Below are 18284 nucleotides of genomic sequence, written 5' to 3' on the forward strand. Positions count from 1 at the left end.
ATCTCGGTTTTCCCTACCGCCCCACCGCCCGCCGCCATGACCACCCTCGGAACCCCGCTCTCCCCCTCCGCCACCAAAGTGATGCTGCTCGGCTCCGGCGAACTGGGCAAGGAAGTGCTGATCGCACTGCAGCGCCTGGGCGTGGAAACCATCGCCGTCGACCGCTATGACAACGCGCCCGGCCAGCAGGTGGCGCACCACGCGCGCACCATCGCCATGAGCGACCCCGACCAGCTCAAGGCGCTGATCGAGGCCGAGAAGCCCCACCTGGTCGTGCCCGAGATCGAGGCCATCGCCACACCCATGCTGGAGACGCTGGAAGCCGCCGGTACCGTGCGGGTGATCCCCACCGCCCGCGCCGCGCGCCTGACCATGGACCGCGAAGGCATCCGCCGCCTGGCCGCGGAATCGCTCGGCCTGCCGACCAGCCCGTACAAGTTCTGCGACTCGCTGGACGAACTGCAGGCCGCCATCGACGGCGGCATCGGCTACCCGTGCGTGGTCAAGCCGGTGATGAGCAGCTCCGGCAAAGGCCAGAGCAAGATCGACTCCCCCGACTGCGTCAAGGCCGCGTGGGACTACGCCATGGCCGGCGGCCGCGTCAGCCACGGCCGCGTGATCGTGGAAGGCTTTATCGATTTCGATTACGAGATCACGCTGCTGACCGTGCGCGCGATGGGCGCCAGCGGCCAGGTGGAAACGCAGTTCTGCGCACCGATCGGCCACGTGCAGGTCAGCGGGGACTATGTCGAAAGCTGGCAGCCGCAGCCGATGCATCCCGCCGCGCTGGAAACGGCGCAGCGCATCGCGCAGGCCGTCACGTCAGACCTCGGCGGCATGGGCCTGTTCGGCGTGGAGCTGTTCGTCAAGGGCGAGCAGGTCTGGTTCAGCGAAGTCAGCCCGCGCCCCCACGACACCGGCATGGTGACCATGGCCACGCAATGGCAGAACGAGTTCGAGCTGCACGCGCGCGCCATACTGGGCCTGCCGGTCGACACCACGCTGCGCAGCCCCGGCGCCAGCGCCGTGATCTACGGCGGCGTGGATGCCCAGGGCGTGGTCTTCGATGGCGTGGACCAGGCGCTGAGCGTGCCGCAGACCGAGGTGCGCCTGTTCGGCAAGCCGGAGAGCTTCATCAAGCGGCGCATGGGCGTGGCGCTGGCGTATGCGGACGATGTCGACACCGCCCGCACCCGTGCCAAGGAAGCCGCCAGCCGCGTGCGTCCGCGCGCGGTCGGCTGAAAATCAGGCGGGATGGTTGCCAGCGGCGGCATGACCCGGCGCATGCTGCACCGCGGCCTGCGCTGCCACCAATTGCGCCGCGGCCAGCACCGGCGCCACGCGTGCGCCGCTCAGGTCCGCCCCTGACGGCGCCTGGTACAGCCGCAGCCCCAGCTCGGGCAGGATTGCGAGCAGGTGGTCGAACACATCGCCCTGGATGCGTTCATAGTCCATCCACGCAGTGAGCGCGGTAAAGCAGTAGATCTCCACCGGGATACCCTGCGAGTCGGGCTCCATCATGCGCACGTTCAGCAGCAGGTCGTGGTGGATCTCAGGATGCGCCTTCAGGTAGGCAATGCCGTAGGCGCGGAAGGTGCCGATATTGGTCAGCCGGCGCCGGTTGACGGGGTCGCTGCCCGCGGCGATCAGCAGGCGGTTGGCCTCGTCGACCTCGGCCTGCTTTTCCTCCAGGTAGTCGTGCAGCAGCCGGAAGCGCATCAGCGCGTGCACCTCCTGGTCCTCCAGGAAACGCACGCTGCCGGCATCCAGCCGCAGCGTACGCTTGATGCGCCGGGCGCCGGACTCGAACATCTGGCGGTAGTTGCGGTAGCTCTCGGAGAACAGCTTGTAGGTCGGCACGGTGGTCACGGTGTTGTCCCAGTTCTGCACCTTGACCGTATGCAGCGCGATGTCCTTGACGTAGCCGTCGGCATTGCACTGCGGCATCTCGATCCAGTCGCCGATGCGCAGCATGTCGTTCGACGTCAGCTGCGTACTCGCCACCAGCGACAGCAGCGTGTCCTTGAACACCAGCAGCAGCACGGCGGACAACGCACCCAGGCCTGACAGCATCCATAGCGGCGAGCGGTTGATCAGGATCGACAGCACCAGCACCGCGCATACCAGCCCCAGGCCCAGCCGGCCCACCTGGATATAGCCCTTGATCGAGCGCGTCTGCGCCTCCCGCGTGTTGGCGTAGACATCCTGCCACGCCCCCAGCATCCCGCTCAGCATCAGGAAGAAGCTGATCCACAGGCCGGCGTGCGCCAGGCGCTCGATCGCCACCGCATAGCGGCCCATGTACGGCACTTCGCCGATGCCGATGGTGATGACCGCGAACCCCACAGCGTAGCCAAAGCGCCGGTTGGCGCGATGGCGCGTCAGCGCCTTGCTCCAGGGCGCCTTGCCCCATACCGCCAGCATGTGATGCCCCACGCGCGAGATCACATGGCCGAATAGCCATTGCGCCAGCACTGCAATCAGCACCAGTACCAGCAGGGATAGCGCAAGCTGGGCCCACGGATGGGCCGGAATACGTTGCTGGAACAGCTCCAGCGGGGCATCGAAATTCATAAAGGGGGCGACGGAGGCTGGTCAACCGGCCGGATAGCAAAGTGTAAGTGTACAAAACGTGTCCGACACACCGTGAATCCGGGTAGTGCCTGGCCATTTTCCTACGTCGCCCCGTCCCGTTGGCTCACGCCGGCAGCAACTTCAGACCACCGATCCCGATGAAGATCAGCGCGATCAGCAGAAGCCGCATCGGCGCAGCGCTCTCGCCCAGGAACAGGATGCCCACCAGCGTCACCCCGATCGCCCCGATCCCCGTCCACACCGCGTAGGCCGTCCCCACCGGCAAGTGCCGCAGCGCCGCGCTGAGCAGGAAAATGCTGGCCAGCGCCGCCCCGATCCCCAACGCCGTCGGACCGGGCCGCGTCCCCCCGTCGGTATGTTTAAGGGCCAGCGCCATCACGATCTCGATCAGGCCCGCCAGGCCCAGCAGCATCCACGCCATCGTCATTTCCTTTCGTCCGGTTCGCCGCCCGCCGCGCCTATTGCCTGGGCTGCCCTGGGCACTGTAGGCTGTGCGAATCGGCACAGAAACTGGCGGTTTTTGCAAAGGAGTTATGCAAACATGCAGGAAGCAGACTGGGACGACCTCAAGTATTTCCTCGCCGTTGGCCAGTCCGGTTCCCTCGCCGGGGCGGCGCGGGCGCTGCATGTCAATCATTCCACCGTGCTGCGCCGCCTGGCGCGGCTGGAAGAGGTCCTCGGAACCCTGCTGTTCGAGCGCCATCCCACCGGCTATGCGATGACTGCAGCCGGCGAAGCGCTGGCACATCGGCTTGCGGGAGTCGGCGAACAGATCGATGCTGCGCAAAGGCAGTTGTCGGGGCTTGATAGCCAGTTGAGCGGACCGTTGCGGGTGACGACCACTGACACGCTGCTGAGTGGGTTACTGATGCCGCTGTTTGCCGAGTTTCGGGCCATGCATCCGCGGATCCAGTTGCAGATCGTGGTCAATAACAGTTTCTTGAGCCTGAGCCGGCGGGAAGCAGACGTGGCGATACGGCCGGCGAATGCGGTGCCGGAGTTTCTGGTTGGCAGGCAGGTTGGTTTGCTCCAGACCGCGCCATACGCTTCACGTGAATACCTGAAGCAAACGCAGCAGAAGCCGGCGCGACGGGGAACGGTAGCGTCGGACTGGGGACGCTACGACTGGGTAGTGCCAGACGATGCACTGGCACACCTGGCGCAGGCACGCTGGACCATGGAACACGTGCCGGAATCGCGCCGCCTGGTCAGCGCCGACAGCCTCATGGCAATGGCCCAGGCGGTACGGCACGGTATGGGAGCCGGCATGCTGCTATGCCTGCTGGCCGAGGGCGATACGCAACTGGTCCGGCTGGCTCCGCCGGAGCCGGCACTCGACACGACCCTGTGGATCCTGACCCACCCGGACCTGCGCCACAGCGCCCGGGTGCGGGCCTTCAACGATTTCCTCTACGAAAGACTGCGCGCCTCGCCGTGGCTGCAGCGATGAGAACCTAAAACGCTACGACAGCGTGGTGTACATCGCCATCAACTGCTCATCCGAATACCCCCACTCCGCCGCATTCTCAAACGCCACCACTGTCTCATCGCTGTGGCGCAGGTCGATCAGTTCGGTAGGCACCGGCCTGGACTGCGACACCGAATAAAACGCCATCACCCGCGGCCGCAACGGGTCCGCCTCGTTCTGCGCGCACACCACGGCCAGCCGGTTGGAGCGCAGCCGCAGCACGGTGCCAAGCGGATAGATGCCAACAGTGCGGCTAAAGGCCTTGAATACGCGCCGGTCGAACAGCGTGTCGACGCGCACGGCCATGTATTCCATCGCGCGCGCCGGCGACCATTCCTTGTGGCCCGGGCGCGCGGAGGTCAGCGAATCGTAGGCGTCGCAGATCGCCGCGATCTTGGCGTGCACGCTGAGCTCGTGCCCGACCAGTCCGAAGGGATAGCCACGGCCATCCACGCGCTCGTGGTGGTGGACGCAGACATCGAGCGGGATGTTGGAATACAGGCGCGCCTCGTTCAGGATGCGGTAGCCGGCTGACGGGTGGCGGCGGTAGGCCTCCTCCTCCTCGGCCGTGCGAGCGGTGGCCTTGAGCAGCACGGCTTCGGGCAGCGTCAGCTTGCCGATGTCGTGCACCAGCCCGGCCAGGCCGAGTTCGCGCACTTCTTCGTCGGGCAGGCCGAGCGTGCGGCCGACGGCGATCATCAGTGCACAGACGGCAAAGGCGTGCAGGTAGTTGTAGTCGTCGCGGGCCTTGAGACGCGCCAGCGCCAGCAGTGCCTGCCCGTGACGGGACAGTGAGCGCGAGGCGGAATCGACCAGCAGCAGCGCGCCGTCGACCTCCAGCGCCCGGCCCATGCGCACGGCGGCGAACATCGAACCGACCACGCTCTTGCCGGATTGCAGCAGCTCGCGCGCGCGGCCGATTTCCCCTTCCAGCGACGCGGCGGGCTGTGGCGGGGTTGCGGGCAAGGGCTCAGGAATGGTGCCCCCGACCGGCGCGACCGGCGCGTCGGCCGCCTCGGGCGGCGGCAGGCTGCGGCCCTTCAGGATATCGATCCAGACTTCCTGGACGCCGGCGGACCGGATCTGCCGGATCTGGTCTTCATGGCTGACCAGGAATTTTGCCCGCCAGAACGGATGGTTGATCCATGGGCCGCCGAGCCTGGCGACAAACATTCCCACCTGCAATTGTTCCGACCGGATGCGCCTGAGCATGCTAGACCCCCTCGAAAATTGGTTTTCTTCTTGTCGGAACGGATTAACGGCAGCCCTGGGCGCGCCTTGAGCCCCTCTTTTGGGGGGGGAGAACTGTGCCGCGGGGCCTTGTCAAGCGGCGCGCGAATGTCCGGACGGTGTTCTCGGGCATTGCAGGCGCCAGCAATGCCCGCGCTACAATGGCTGGCCCAGTGCTCACCAGACGCCCCAGCCAGTCGCCCCCGTTCACCCATGTCCGGAACGTACACGCTAGTCGGCATCGCCCGCGCCAAGTCCCATCGCCGTGAGGCGCTGGTGTCCCAGCTCACCTCGCTGCGCTCGCGCGGGCTGACCGAGCCCGGCTGCCTGGACTACCACGTCGGGCAGGACGCCGAAGACGCGCAGGTCTTCGTGATCTACATGGTCTGGGATTCCAAGCGCGCGCTCGAATCGCACCTGAACCGGCCGTATATGCGCGATTTCCACGCCTCGCGCCGGGATTTCGTCGAGGGCGACTTCAGTTTTCGCTGGCTCAACGCCGCCTGACGGCGCTCCGCCCTTTCCCCAGGCGCCATGCGCGCCACCCCGGCCGGCCCGGCTGGCCCGGATTTCGCTCCTCCGGCCGCTTGTCATTCGCGCCGCCCCGGTCTATCACACAGATTGACGCCCGGAAGGGCCCCGGCGGGAGTGCATCATGGAAGTCAGGGATGGATTTGCCGGCACCATCGGCCACACGCCGTTGATCCGACTGGCCGGGGTGAGCGAGGAAACCGGCTGCGACATCTACGGCAAGGCGGAATTCCTGAATCCCGGCGGCTCGGTCAAGGATCGCGCGGCGCTGTATATCATCCGCGACGCCGAGCGGCGCGGACTACTGAAGCCGGGCGGCACGGTGATCGAAGGCACCGCCGGCAATACCGGCATCGGCCTGGCCCACCTGTGCGCGGCGCGCGGCTACCGTTGCATCGTGGTGATCCCCGACACCCAGTCGCCCGAGAAAATGGAGCGGCTGCGCATGCTGGGCGCCGAGGTCCGCCCGGTCCCGGCCAAGCCCTATGCCGACCCCGGCAACTACCAGAAGATCGCCGGCCGGCTGGCCGAGGAGACCGACAACGCAATCTGGGCCAACCAGTTCGACAACCTGGCCAACCGCCAGGCCCACTACGAAACCACCGGCCCCGAGATCTGGCACGCCACCACCGGGCGCATCGACGCCTTTACCTGCTCCACCGGCACCGGCGGCTCGCTCGCCGGCATTGCCCGTTACCTGAAGGAACACAAGCCCGGCGTGCGCATCGTGCTGGCCGACCCGCAAGGCAGCGCCCTCTATCACTTCGTCAAGCACCGCGAACTCAAGGCCGAGGGCAGTTCGATCACCGAGGGCATCGGCACCAGCCGCGTCACCGCCAACCTGCAGGACACGCCCATCGACGATGCGGTGCGGATCGACGACCAGACCTGCGTTGACATGGTCTATCGGATGCTGCGCGAGGAAGGCTTGTTCCTGGGCGGGTCGTCAGGGATCAACGTGGGCGCCGCAGTGGCGCTGGCGCGCGAGATGGGGCCCGGGCATACCATCGTCACGCTGTTGTGCGACCGGGGCGACTTGTATATCGGCCGCTTGTTCAACGAAGCCTGGCTGGCCAGCAAGGGGTTGCAGCCGATCCCGTTCCGGCGCGTCGGTCCTGTGGTGTAGCCGCGCTAGGCGGCCTTGAGCCGCCGCCACAGCGTGGTCGGGCTGATGCCGAGGATATGGCAGGCGGCGGTGCGGTCGCCGCCGCACTCGGCCAGCACGCGACGGATATGATCGACCTCGCTGGATTGCTTGACGCCGGCCAGCGAGCGGCCCGGGGTGCGGGCGGGACCGGTTCGGGCGGCAGGCCCGGCTGGCGCATCCGGCAGCTCCTGCCCGCCGTCCCCGCCGAACAGCTCCGGCGCCGCAGCCTGCAACTCACGCAGCAGCGCATCGGCTTCCAGCTTGCGCCCGGCCACCAGCACGGCAATCCGTTCGGTCACGTTCTCCAGCTCGCGGATATTGCCGGGCCAGCCGTAGCGCGCCAGCCGGGCGCGGGCCGCGGCGGGCAGGCGCTGGGGACGCTCCATCCCCAAGCGGTCCTGTGCGCGCCGATACAGCAGTTCGGCCAGCTCGGGCAGGTCTTCGGTGCGCTCGCGCAGCGGCGGCATTTCGATGCGCAGGATATTGAGGCGGTAGTACAGGTCCTGGCGGAAGGTGCCGTCGCGCACCAGCGCCACCAGGTCGCGGTGGGTGGCGGCGATCACGCGTACGTTGACCGGCACCGCATCCAGGCCGCCGATCGGGAGTACCTGCTTTTCCTGCAGCACGCGCAACAGGCGCGTCTGCAGCGCGGAGGGCATGTCGCCAACTTCATCGAGGAACAGCGTGCCGTTGTGGGCCGATTCGAACAGGCCGGCCTTGCCGCCACGGCGCGCGCCGGTGAAGGCGCCCTCTTCGTAGCCGAACAGTTCGCTTTCCAGCAGCGCTTCCGGGAAGGCCGCGCAATTGACCGCGACGAACGGGAAGGCGCGGCGCGGGCTGGCATCGTGCATGCCCTGCGCCAGCACTTCCTTGCCGGTGCCGCTCTCGCCGCCGATCAGCACGGTCGAGTCCACCGCGGCATAGCGCCGCGCCAGCTCGCGCAACTCGGTCATGGCATCGGAGGTGCCGGCCAGGTCGTCCAGGCTGTAGCGCACGCCCGCCGGCCGCGCGCGGCTGCGCGAGCGCAGGTTGCGGTCCACGCGCTGGATCGCGCTGGCGTCCTGGATGGTCAGCACCGCGCCGGTGGTGCCGGCCTCGCTCACGATAGGGATGCGGTTGACCACCACCATCTTGTCGCCGAGCTTGTGGATCGCTTCCAGCTCCTTGTCGCCGCTCTGCATCACGCCTTCTAGCGCCAGGCTGGGGGCCAGCGTCTGCAGCTTGCGGCCCACCGCAGCAGCGGCCGAGGTGCCGAGGAAGCGCTCCATCGCCGGGTTGAACGACTGGATCCGTCCTTCCGCGTCGACCGCCGCCACGCCCTCGTTCAGGTGCACCAGGATGGTGTTGACGTAGTCGCGCCGGGTGGCCTCGATGCGACGCAGGCGCGCGGCCTCGATCGCGTCCTCCAGCGCCATGCGCACCGAGTTGCCCGAGTACAGGAACACGCCGGTGAGGCCGTACCGATCCGCCAGGTCGGTCACCAGGCCGGGGCCGACCACGACCTGGATGCCCTCCTGCTTCAGCGCCTTGACGCGCGCCACCGCGTCATCCTCGGTCAGGTAGGTGTAGGCCGGGATCGACAGGGAGAAGGCGCGCACGAACTCGTCGACCTCCGCATACGTCGAGGCATGCGTCACCAGCGCGACCCGCGGGGAGATGCGCCGCGCGGTGGCCAGCGCACTCATTACGTCGAAGCCGGTCACCTTGACCAGCACCACCGGCACGTCCACGTGCTGGCGCAGGTAGGCGCCGTTGGAGCCACCGGCCACCACCACGTCGAGGCGCCCTTCGCGGGCTTCGCGCGCTACCGCGCTGGCGGCAGCTTCGTAGCCCTTGCCGAGGATGCGGAATTCCGCGCGGGCGGCATAGGACGGGATCAGGTCGGCGAAGGCGCGCGCCAGGCGGCTGATGCCGATGGCCCAGATGCGCGGGCGGGCGGATGTGGAGGCGGGAGGGCTCATGGTGCGATGCGGCGTGTGAAGCGTGGTGAAACGCGTGGCGAACAGGCGTACAGTGCTGGCACATTGTCCGCCACCCCGGGCCGGATTTCAACTTTGAAATCCACATTTGCGGCCGTGAAATGCAAATGTGGCTAAATCATGGCATGCGACAATGCGGCAAGTTTGGCACCATGCCCGCCAGCCCAGTACTGGCAAGGGCTGGAGAGATTTCATGGCAGCCGGCGCAAAGGCTGGCACACCCCTTGCGATATTGGCTCGTCCTGTTCACCCAACGCATACGCCAATGACCTACTCCGCTTCCGACCTCGCGCGCTCCGCTGGCGCCCGTTTCCGCCAGGCGCTTGCCGACGAGCATCCGCTGCAGGTGGTCGGCACCATCAACGCCAACCACGCCCTGCTGGCCAAGCGTGCCGGCTACCGTGCCATCTACCTGTCGGGTGGCGGCGTCGCCGCCGGCTCGCTGGGGCTGCCCGACCTGGGCATCTCCAACCTGGACGACGTGCTGACCGACATCCGCCGCATCACCGACGTGTGCGACACGCCGCTGCTGGTGGACGTTGATACCGGCTTCGGCGCCTCGGCTTTCAACGTGGCCCGCACCACCAAGTCGCTGATCAAGTTCGGCGCCGCGGCCATGCATATCGAGGACCAGGTCGGCGCCAAGCGCTGCGGCCACCGCCCGAACAAGGAAATCGTCACGCAGGGTGAAATGGTCGACCGCATCAAGGCCGCCGTCGACGCCCGCACCGACGAGAACTTTGTCATCATGGCCCGCACCGACGCGCTCGCCGTGGAAGGCCTGGACAAGGCCATCGAGCGCGCCGTGGCGTGCGTGGAAGCCGGCGCCGACGCCATCTTCCCGGAAGCCATGACCGACCTCGGCATGTACCGCAAGTTTGTCGACGCGGTGAAGGTGCCGGTGCTGGCCAATATCACTGAATTCGGCGCCACGCCACTGTTCACCACAGATGAACTCGGCGGCGCCGGGGTGTCGATGGTGCTGTACCCGCTGTCGGCCTTCCGCGCCATGAACAAGGCGGCAGAAAATGTGTACGCGGCCATCCGCCGCGACGGCACGCAGAAGAACGTGGTCGATACCATGCAGACCCGCTCGGAGCTCTACGAGAGCATCGGCTACCACGACTTCGAGCAAAAGCTCGACGCCCTGTTCGCGCAAGGCAAGGGCAAGTAAGACAAGACAGACACAGGCACGGCCGGGCATGCTCCGGCCGTTTGGCCGGAACCGGCCAACAACATACAGGCATCACACAAGGAGACCCAGATGTCCGAAGCGCAACCGCTCGCCGCTCCCAAGCCCAAGAAATCCGTCGCCCTGTCGGGCGTGACCGCCGGCAATACCGCGCTGTGCACGGTCGGCCGTACCGGCAACGACCTGCACTACCGCGGCTACGACATCCTCGATATCGCCGACACCTGCGAGTTCGAGGAAATCGCCCACCTGCTGGTGCACGGCAAGCTGCCGACCAAGGCTGAACTGGCCGCCTACAAGGCCAAGCTCAAGTCCCTGCGCGGCCTGCCCGCCAACGTCAAGGCCGCGCTGGAATGGGTCCCCGCCAGCGCCCACCCGATGGACGTGATGCGCACCGGCGTGTCGGTGCTCGGCACCGTGCTGCCGGAGAAGGAAGACCACAACACCCCGGGCGCGCGCGATATCGCCGACCGCCTGATGGCCAGCTTCGGCTCGATGCTGCTGTACTGGTACCACTACAGCCACAACGGCCGCCGCATCGAGGTGGAAACCGACGATGACTCCATCGGCGCACACTTCCTGCACCTGCTGCACGGCGAGAAGCCGTCGGAGCTGTGGGAGCGCGCCATGCACACGTCGATGATCCTGTACGCGGAGCACGAGTTCAACGCCTCGACCTTCGCCGCGCGCGTGGTCGCCGGCACGGGCTCGGACATGTACTCGGCCATCTGCGGTGCGATCGGCGCGCTGCGCGGGCCCAAGCATGGCGGCGCCAACGAAGTGGCTTTCGAGATCCAGAAGCGCTACGACAACCCGGATGAAGCGCAGGCCGACATCACCCGCCGCGTCGAGAACAAGGAAGTCGTGATCGGCTTCGGCCACCCGGTGTACACCATCAGCGACCCGCGCAACCAGGTGATCAAGGAAGTGGCCCGGAAGCTGTCGAAGGATGCCGGCTCGATGAAGATGTTCGATATTGCCGAGCGCCTGGAAACGGTGATGGGGGACATCAAGAAGATGTTCCCGAACCTGGACTGGTTCAGCGCGGTGAGCTACCACATGATGGGCGTGCCGACGGCGATGTTCACGCCGCTGTTCGTGATTGCGCGTACCTCGGGCTGGGCCGCGCACATCATCGAGCAGCGCATCGACAACAAGATCATTCGTCCGAGCGCCAACTACACCGGTCCGGAGGACCTGAAGTTCGTGCCGATCAAGGATCGCAAGTAAGACCGGCTGCCGGTTTGCTCCGCGTCGGGTTGCATTGATCCGAGCCTGCGGGCAAGGGGGTAGTTGGTCGCTGACACCGGGCCACTACCCCTTTTTCATACCAATATTGATTCCCTACACCATGAATTCTGCAAACCGCAAACCGCTACCGGGCACCAAGCTGGATTACTTCGACGCGCGCGCCGCGGTCGAGGCCATCCAGCCGGGTGCCTACGACAAGCTGCCGTACACGTCGCGCGTGCTGGCAGAAAACCTGGTGCGCCGCTGCGACCCGGCCACGCTGACCGATTCGCTGAAGCAACTGATCGAGCGCAAGCGCGAGCTGGACTTCCCGTGGTTCCCCGCGCGCGTGGTCTGCCACGACATCCTGGGCCAGACCGCGCTGGTCGACCTGGCCGGCCTGCGCGACGCCATTGCCGACCAGGGCGGCGACCCCGCCAAGGTCAATCCCGTGGTGCCGGTGCAGCTGATCGTCGACCACTCGCTGGCGGTGGAATGCGGCGGCTTCGATCCCGATGCCTTCGCCAAGAACCGAGCCATCGAAGACCGGCGCAACGAAGACCGTTTCCATTTCATCGACTGGACCAAGAAGGCGTTCAAGAACGTCGATGTGATCCCGCCGGGCAATGGCATCATGCACCAGATCAACCTGGAGAAGATGTCGCCGGTGATCCACGCCGAAGTGAATGGTAACGGCCGCGGCGTGGCCTACCCCGATACCTGCGTCGGCACCGACAGCCACACCCCGCACGTGGATGCGCTGGGCGTCATCGCCATCGGCGTGGGCGGCCTGGAAGCCGAAAACGTGATGCTCGGCCGCGCCTCGTGGATGCGCCTGCCGGATATCGTCGGCGTGGAGCTGACCGGCAAGCGCCAGCCCGGCATCACCGCCACCGACATCGTGCTGGCCCTGACCGAATTCCTGCGCAAGGAAAAAGTGGTCGGCGCCTACCTGGAGTTCCGCGGCGAAGGCGCCTCGAGCCTGACGCTCGGCGACCGCGCCACCATCTCCAACATGGCCCCCGAATACGGCGCCACCGCGGCGATGTTCTTTATCGACGAGCAGACCATCGAATACCTGCGCCTGACCGGCCGAACCGACGAGCAGCTCAAGCTGGTCGAGACGTATGCCAAGACTGCAGGGCTGTGGGCGGATTCGCTGAAGAACGCCGAGTACGAGCGCGTGCTGAAGTTCGACCTGTCGAGCGTGGTGCGCAACATGGCCGGCCCGTCCAACCCGCACAAGCGCCTGCCGACCTCCGCCCTGGCCGAGCGCGGCATCGCCGTGGACCTGGACAAGGCCCGCGCGCAGGAAGCCGAAGGTCTGATGCCGGACGGCGCGGTGATCATCGCCGCCATCACCAGCTGCACCAACACCAGCAACCCGCGCAACGTGATCGCCGCCGCCCTACTGGCGCGCAACGCCAATGCGCGTGGCCTGGCGCGCAAGCCGTGGGTCAAGTCGTCGCTGGCGCCCGGCTCCAAGGCCGTCGAGCTGTACCTGGAAGAAGCCAGGCTGCTGCCGGACCTGGAAAAGCTCGGCTTCGGCATCGTGGCCTTTGCCTGCACCACGTGCAACGGCATGTCCGGCGCGCTGGATCCCAAGATCCAGCAAGAGATCATCGACCGCGACCTGTACGCCACGGCTGTGCTGTCCGGCAACCGCAACTTCGACGGCCGCATCCACCCGTACGCCAAGCAGGCCTTCCTGGCCTCGCCGCCGCTGGTGGTCGCCTACGCCATCGCCGGCACCATCCGCTTCGACATCGAGAAGGACGTGCTGGGCACGGACCAGGACGGCAAGCCGGTGTACCTGAAGGACATCTGGCCGACTGACGAAGAGATCGACGCGATCGTCAAGCAAAGCGTGAAGCCCGAGCAGTTCCGCAAGGTCTACGAACCGATGTTCGCGCTGACCGCGGAAACCGGCGAGAGCGCCGCGCCGCTGTACGACTGGCGCCCGCAGAGCACCTACATCCGCCGCCCGCCCTACTGGGAAGGCGCGCTGGCCGGCGAGCGCACGCTCCAGGGCCTGCGTCCGCTGGCGGTGCTGGGCGACAACATCACCACCGACCACCTGTCGCCGTCCAACGCGATCCTGCTCGACAGCGCTGCCGGCGAATACCTGGCCAAGATGGGCCTGCCGGAAGAGGACTTCAACTCGTACGCGACTCACCGCGGCGACCACCTGACCGCGCAGCGCGCCACCTTCGCCAACCCGACGCTGATCAATGAAATGGCCGTGATCGACGGCCAGGTCAAGAAGGGTTCGCTGGCGCGCATCGAGCCGGAAGGCAAGGTCGTGCGCATGTGGGAAGCGATCGAGACCTACATGGACCGCAAGCAGCCACTGATCATCATCGCCGGCGCGGACTATGGCCAGGGCTCGTCGCGCGACTGGGCCGCCAAGGGCGTGCGCCTGGCCGGCGTGGAAGTCATCGTCGCCGAGGGCTTCGAGCGCATCCACCGCACCAACCTGATCGGCATGGGTGTTCTGCCGCTGGAGTTCAAGGCGGGCGTGAACCGGCTGACGCTGGGGCTGGATGGCACGGAGACCTATGACGTGATCGGCGAACGCCAGCCGCGTGCGACGCTGACGCTGGTGGTCCATCGCAAGAACGGCGAGCGTGTGGAAGTGCCGGTGACGTGCCGCCTGGACAGCGATGAGGAAGTGTCGATTTACGAGGCCGGTGGCGTGCTGCAGAGGTTTGCGCAAGACTTCCTGGAGTCGACGAAGGCTGCCGCGTAAGCAGAAGCCGATGGTTTTCTCCCCTCTCCCGCTTGCGGGAGAGGGGAGAAAACAAGCGCCGCGCTTTGCTTCTCCCAGGATTGATTCCTAAGCTGTGACAAGGCCCCCTGGCCTAACCCGGACAAAGATTCCCATGGCCCACGTACCCCAGATCAAAATCCCCGCCACCTACATCCGTGGCGGCACCAGCAAAGGCGTGTTCTTCCGTCTGCAGGACCTGCCCGAGACCGCGCAGGTCCCCGGCCCGGCCCGCGACGCGCTGCTGATGCGCGTGATCGGCAGCCCCGACCCCTACGGCAAGCAGATCGACGGCATGGGCGGTGCCACCTCCAGCACCAGCAAGACCGTGATCGTGTCGAAGAGCACGCGCCCCGACCACGATGTCGACTACCTGTTCGGCCAGGTTTCGATCGACCAGTCCTTTGTCGACTGGAGCGGCAACTGCGGCAACCTGTCTGCCGCGGTCGGCCCGTTCGCCATCAGCGCGGGCCTGGTCGATCCCGGCCGCGTGCCGCAGAACGGCGTCGCGATCGTACGCATCTGGCAGGCCAATATCGGCAAGACCATCGTCGGCCATGTGCCCATCATCAATGGCGAAGTCCAGGAAACTGGTGATTTCGAGCTGGACGGCGTGACCTTCCCGGCCGCCGAAGTGCAGCTCGAATTCATGGACCCGGCCGCCGAGGAAGAAGGTGCCGGCGGCGCGATGTTCCCGACCGGCAACGTGGTCGACGACCTGGAAGTGCCGGGCGTGGGCACACTCAAGGCAACGATGATCAACGCCGGCATCCCGACCATTTTCGTCAACGCGGAGAGCATCGGCTACACCGGCACCGAGCTGCAGGACGCCATCAACAGCGACACCAAGGCGCTGGCGATGTTCGAGACGATCCGTGCCTACGGTGCGCTGCGCATGGGCCTGATCAAGGACGTGGACGAGGCCGCCAAGCGCCAGCACACGCCCAAGGTCGCCTTTGTGGCCAAGCCGGTGGACTACGTCGCTTCCAGCGGCAAGAAGGTCGCTGCGGCTGATGTCGACCTGCTGGTGCGCGCGCTGTCGATGGGCAAGCTGCACCACGCCATGATGGGCACGGCAGCGGTGGCGATCGGCACCGCTGCGGCGATCCCCGGCACGCTGGTCAACCTGGCCGCCGGCGGTGGCGAGCGCAGCGCGGTGCGTTTCGGGCATCCGTCCGGTACGCTGCGCGTGGGCGCCGAGGCGCAGCAGGTGGATGGCGAATGGGTGGTGAAGAAGGCCATCATGAGCCGCAGCGCGCGCGTACTGATGGAAGGCTGGGTGCGTGTGCCCGGCGACGCGTTCTGATCTAAGCCACCTCGCGAGGCTGCTCATGTCTGCTACTGACACGCCGTCCGCCAAACGCCCCGATCCGGACCAGGTACTGGTCGACATCGTCGACTATGTCACGCGCTACGAGATCAAGAGCGGCCTCGCCTACGATACCGCCCGCAACTGTTTGATCGACACGCTCGGTTGCGGGCTCGAAGCCCTGTCCTATCCGGCCTGCACCAAGCTGCTCGGCCCCATCGTCCCCGGCACGATCGTGCCCAACGGTGCGCGCGTGCCCGGCACCCAGTTCCAGCTCGATCCGGTCCAGGCCGCGTTCAACATCGGCACGATAATCCGCTGGCTGGATTTCAACGACACCTGGCTGGCGGCCGAATGGGGCCATCCATCGGACAATCTCGGCGGCATCCTCGCCACCGCCGACTGGATCTCGCGCAACAACATCGCCGCCGGCCGCAAGCCGCTGACGATGAAGGCGGTGCTGACGGCCATGATCAAGGCGCATGAGATCCAGGGCTGCATCGCGCTGGAGAACTCGTTTAACAAGGTCGGGCTCGACCATGTGGTGCTGGTCAAGGTGGCCTCGACTGCCGTGGTCGCGCAGATGCTGGGGCTGACGCGCGACGAGATCATCAACGCCGTATCGCTGGCATGGGTGGACGGGCAAAGCTTGCGAACCTATCGCCATGCGCCCAACACCGGCAGCCGCAAGAGCTGGGCCGCCGGCGACGCCACCAGCCGCGCGGTGCGTCTGGCGCTGATCGCGCGCACCGGCGAGATGGGCTATCCGTCGGTGCTGACGGCGAAGACCTGGGGCTTCTATGACGTGCTGTTCAAGGGGCAGCCGTTCAAGTTCCAGCGGCCTTACGGCTCGTACGTGATGGAGAACATTCTGTTCAAGATCTCGTTCCCGGCCGAGTTCCATGCGCAGACCGCGGTGGAAGCCGCCATGCGCCTGCATGGCTCGCTGGCGCTGGCGGGGCGCAGTGCCGCCGATATCGCCGCGATCACCATCCGCACCCATGAGGCGTGCCTGCGCATCATCGACAAGAAAGGTCCCCTCAATAATCCCGCCGACCGCGACCACTGCATCCAGTACATGGTGGCGGTGCCACTGCTGTTCGGCCGGCTGACTGCCGCCGATTACGAGGACAACGTCGCCGCCGACCCGCGCATCGACGTGTTGCGCGACAAGATCACGTGCGTCGAGGACCCGGCGCTGACGCGCGACTATCACGATCCCGACAAGCGCTCGATCGCCAATGCGCTGACCGTGACGCTGAACGACGGCACCGTGCTTGACGAGGTGCTGGTCGAATACCCGCTCGGCCACAAGCGCCGTCGCGCGGAAGGTATCCCGCTGCTGGTGGGGAAATTCCGCAGCAACCTGGCGCGGCGTTTTCCGCCGAAGCAGCAAGAGGCCATCCTGGCCGTATCGCTCGACCAGGCCAGGCTGGAAGGGGTGACGGTCAATGAGTACCTCGATATGTATGCAATTTGAGTTATCACTCAGGCACCTTCATGCCGAATTGGCATAACCATTCCGCCGAGCCTCCCGCGCCAAATTCTCCTAACGTATAGTCTCAGCCGCTGCCCGTCCGAGGCCTGGAACACAGGCCCGTCGCGAGTTGCCATCGACTGAACACGGACGACACCGTTCCACCCAAAAGGTATGTCGTGTCGCTCCTATACGTGCCTACACGTTCGTATATATATACCGAGGAGAATCATGAGACATTTCGCCCGCGCCACCACGCTGGCCGCTGCCCTGCTGTCGGCCAGCTTGTTCACCGGCACCGCCCACGCGCAGCTCGCCCCCGCCGCACAGCCCGCCCCAGCCCCCGCTACGGCACCGGCTGAAGCCCGCAAGGCCAATATCGTCATCATCGGCACCGGCGGCACCATCGCCGGCGCCGGTGCCGCAGCCACCAACACCGCGGCCTACCAGTCGGCCGTGGTGCCGGTCGACAAGATCATCGCCTCGGTGCCGGAGATCTCGAAGGTCGCCAACGTCAAGGGCGAGCAGATCTTCCAGATCGGCTCGGAGAGCTTCAACAACGAACGCCTGCTCAAGCTGGGCAAGCGCGTGTCGGAACTGCTCAAGCAGCCCGACGTGGACGCCATCGTCATCACGCACGGCACCGACACCATCGAGGAAACCGCGTACTTCCTGAACCTGACGCTTAAGAGCGACAAGCCGGTAGTAGTGGTGGGCTCGATGCGCCCGGGCACCGCGCTGGGCGCCGACGGTGCGCTCAACCTGTATGACGCCGTGCTGGTCGCTTCCAACCCGACTTCCAAGGGCAAGGGCACGCTGGTGGTGCTGAATGACGAAATCCACACCGGCCGCGACGTCACCAAGAGCAACACCTTCAAGACCGAGACTTTCCGCTCGCCGTTCGGCCCGCTGGGCTATGTGGTGGAAGGCCGCTCGCAGTACTACCGCCTGCCTGCGCGTCCGCACACCGTGCAGACCGAGTGGGACATCGACAAGATCGACAAGCTGCCGGAAGTGGCCGTGGTCTATGCCTACGGCAACGTCAACCCGGCCAGCATCGACGCCGCCGTGAAGAGCGGCGCCAAGGCCATCATCTACGCCGCCACCGGCAACGGCAGCGTCGGCGAGTACATGGTCGAGCCGCTCAAGGCCGCACGTGCCAAGGGCGTGCAGATCGTGCGCGCGTCGCGTGCCGGCAGCGGCGTGGTGATCCGCAACGCCGAGCAGCCGGACGACAAGTACGACTGGATCGTCACCGACGACCAGCTGCCGCAGAAGGCCCGTATCCTGATGGCGCTGGCGCTGACCAAGACCAACGACAGCAAGGCGCTACAGCAGGTCTTCTGGAAGTACTGATGA

Annotated in this window: 14 protein-coding genes; 10 read left to right on the plus strand and 4 right to left on the minus strand. The window is 66.3% G+C overall.

Annotated elements, in window-relative coordinates; translation table 11 throughout:
- Window positions 1-36: 36 nt before the first annotated feature.
- Window positions 37-1242, plus strand: coding sequence for a formate-dependent phosphoribosylglycinamide formyltransferase (gene purT / locus ABNX08_RS10865; RefSeq protein ID WP_022535246.1), 1206 nt, complete (start codon window positions 37-39; stop codon window positions 1240-1242).
- A 3-nt stretch (window positions 1243-1245) separates the two neighbouring features.
- Here purT and ABNX08_RS10870 read toward each other — a convergent pair whose 3' ends face one another.
- Window positions 1246-2574 carry a mechanosensitive ion channel family protein gene (locus ABNX08_RS10870; RefSeq protein ID WP_022535247.1) on the minus strand — a complete coding sequence of 443 codons (1329 nt, stop codon included), beginning with the start codon at window positions 2572-2574 and terminating at the stop codon, window positions 1246-1248.
- A 124-nt stretch (window positions 2575-2698) separates the two neighbouring features.
- Entirely contained in the window at window positions 2699-3016 is a 318-nt protein-coding gene (locus tag ABNX08_RS10875) for a multidrug efflux SMR transporter (RefSeq protein ID WP_022535248.1), read from the minus strand.
- Window positions 3017-3136: 120 nt separating this feature from the next.
- Between ABNX08_RS10875 and ABNX08_RS10880 the strand changes: the two genes are divergently transcribed.
- On the plus strand, window positions 3137-4045 hold the full coding sequence (locus ABNX08_RS10880; RefSeq protein WP_022535249.1) for a LysR family transcriptional regulator: 909 nt from the start codon (window positions 3137-3139) through the stop codon (window positions 4043-4045).
- Between the two features lie 12 nt (window positions 4046-4057).
- Here ABNX08_RS10880 and ABNX08_RS10885 read toward each other — a convergent pair whose 3' ends face one another.
- Entirely contained in the window at window positions 4058-5275 is a 1218-nt protein-coding gene (locus ABNX08_RS10885; RefSeq protein WP_022535250.1) for an HD-GYP domain-containing protein, read from the minus strand.
- Between the two features lie 231 nt (window positions 5276-5506).
- On the opposite strand from ABNX08_RS10885, the gene ABNX08_RS10890 reads away from it, so the two are divergent.
- Together ABNX08_RS10890 and ABNX08_RS10895 are read left to right on the plus strand one after the other, a co-directional pair.
- The gene (locus ABNX08_RS10890) at window positions 5507-5800 is read left to right on the plus strand and encodes a putative quinol monooxygenase (RefSeq protein ID WP_022535251.1); all 294 of its coding nucleotides are present in this window, start codon (window positions 5507-5509) and stop codon (window positions 5798-5800) included.
- 148 nt (window positions 5801-5948) lie between these two features.
- A complete protein-coding gene (locus ABNX08_RS10895) occupies window positions 5949-6950 on the plus strand; it encodes a cysteine synthase A (RefSeq protein ID WP_022535252.1) in 1002 nt (333 codons plus the stop codon).
- A gap of 5 nt (window positions 6951-6955) precedes the next feature.
- On the opposite strand, the gene prpR is transcribed toward ABNX08_RS10895, so the two are convergent.
- Window positions 6956-8932 (minus strand): propionate catabolism operon regulatory protein PrpR, encoded by a 1977-nt coding sequence (prpR, locus tag ABNX08_RS10900; RefSeq protein ID WP_022535253.1) that lies wholly within the window; start codon window positions 8930-8932, stop codon window positions 6956-6958.
- A gap of 283 nt (window positions 8933-9215) precedes the next feature.
- Here prpR and prpB point away from each other — a divergent pair, with 283 nt between their 5' ends.
- From prpB to ABNX08_RS10930, 6 genes are all read left to right on the plus strand, one after another.
- Complete coding sequence (gene prpB / locus ABNX08_RS10905; protein WP_022535254.1) at window positions 9216-10124, plus strand: methylisocitrate lyase; 909 nt, start codon at window positions 9216-9218, stop codon at window positions 10122-10124.
- Between the two features lie 90 nt (window positions 10125-10214).
- Window positions 10215-11372: a 2-methylcitrate synthase gene (gene prpC, locus ABNX08_RS10910; protein WP_022535255.1), complete on the plus strand. Its 1158-nt coding sequence runs from the start codon at window positions 10215-10217 to the stop codon at window positions 11370-11372.
- Between the two features lie 121 nt (window positions 11373-11493).
- Window positions 11494-14121 (plus strand): Fe/S-dependent 2-methylisocitrate dehydratase AcnD, encoded by a 2628-nt coding sequence (gene acnD, locus ABNX08_RS10915; RefSeq protein WP_022535256.1) that lies wholly within the window; start codon window positions 11494-11496, stop codon window positions 14119-14121.
- Between the two features lie 133 nt (window positions 14122-14254).
- The gene (gene prpF / locus ABNX08_RS10920; protein WP_022535257.1) at window positions 14255-15445 is read left to right on the plus strand and encodes a 2-methylaconitate cis-trans isomerase PrpF; all 1191 of its coding nucleotides are present in this window, start codon (window positions 14255-14257) and stop codon (window positions 15443-15445) included.
- A 25-nt stretch (window positions 15446-15470) separates the two neighbouring features.
- Window positions 15471-16928 (plus strand): bifunctional 2-methylcitrate dehydratase/aconitate hydratase, encoded by a 1458-nt coding sequence (locus ABNX08_RS10925; protein ID WP_022535258.1) that lies wholly within the window; start codon window positions 15471-15473, stop codon window positions 16926-16928.
- A 228-nt stretch (window positions 16929-17156) separates the two neighbouring features.
- Window positions 17157-18281: an asparaginase gene (locus ABNX08_RS10930; RefSeq protein ID WP_022535259.1), complete on the plus strand. Its 1125-nt coding sequence runs from the start codon at window positions 17157-17159 to the stop codon at window positions 18279-18281.
- Window positions 18282-18284: the final 3 nt, after the last annotated feature.

It is taken from the genome of Cupriavidus sp. DF5525, assembly GCF_040149425.2.
Lineage (GTDB): Bacteria > Pseudomonadota > Gammaproteobacteria > Burkholderiales > Burkholderiaceae > Cupriavidus > Cupriavidus pickettii_A.

What these genes read in the sequence shown, in the direction of transcription:
- prpB (WP_022535254.1), top strand. Translation starts at nt 9,216, where the DNA reads ATGACCTACTCCGCTTCCGACCTCGCGCGCTCCGCTGGCGCCCGTTTC.
- ABNX08_RS10895 (WP_022535252.1), top strand. Translation starts at nt 5,949, where the DNA reads ATGGAAGTCAGGGATGGATTTGCCGGCACCATCGGCCACACGCCGTTG.
- prpC (WP_022535255.1), top strand. Translation starts at nt 10,215, where the DNA reads ATGTCCGAAGCGCAACCGCTCGCCGCTCCCAAGCCCAAGAAATCCGTC.
- ABNX08_RS10875 (WP_022535248.1), bottom strand. Translation starts at nt 3,016, where the DNA reads ATGGCGTGGATGCTGCTGGGCCTGGCGGGCCTGATCGAGATCGTGATG.
- ABNX08_RS10880 (WP_022535249.1), top strand. Translation starts at nt 3,137, where the DNA reads ATGCAGGAAGCAGACTGGGACGACCTCAAGTATTTCCTCGCCGTTGGC.
- ABNX08_RS10930 (WP_022535259.1), top strand. Translation starts at nt 17,157, where the DNA reads ATGAGACATTTCGCCCGCGCCACCACGCTGGCCGCTGCCCTGCTGTCG.
- acnD (WP_022535256.1), top strand. Translation starts at nt 11,494, where the DNA reads ATGAATTCTGCAAACCGCAAACCGCTACCGGGCACCAAGCTGGATTAC.
- prpR (WP_022535253.1), bottom strand. Translation starts at nt 8,932, where the DNA reads ATGAGCCCTCCCGCCTCCACATCCGCCCGCCCGCGCATCTGGGCCATC.
- ABNX08_RS10870 (WP_022535247.1), bottom strand. Translation starts at nt 2,574, where the DNA reads ATGAATTTCGATGCCCCGCTGGAGCTGTTCCAGCAACGTATTCCGGCC.
- prpF (WP_022535257.1), top strand. Translation starts at nt 14,255, where the DNA reads ATGGCCCACGTACCCCAGATCAAAATCCCCGCCACCTACATCCGTGGC.
- ABNX08_RS10885 (WP_022535250.1), bottom strand. Translation starts at nt 5,275, where the DNA reads ATGCTCAGGCGCATCCGGTCGGAACAATTGCAGGTGGGAATGTTTGTC.
- purT (WP_022535246.1), top strand. Translation starts at nt 37, where the DNA reads ATGACCACCCTCGGAACCCCGCTCTCCCCCTCCGCCACCAAAGTGATG.
- ABNX08_RS10890 (WP_022535251.1), top strand. Translation starts at nt 5,507, where the DNA reads ATGTCCGGAACGTACACGCTAGTCGGCATCGCCCGCGCCAAGTCCCAT.
- ABNX08_RS10925 (WP_022535258.1), top strand. Translation starts at nt 15,471, where the DNA reads ATGTCTGCTACTGACACGCCGTCCGCCAAACGCCCCGATCCGGACCAG.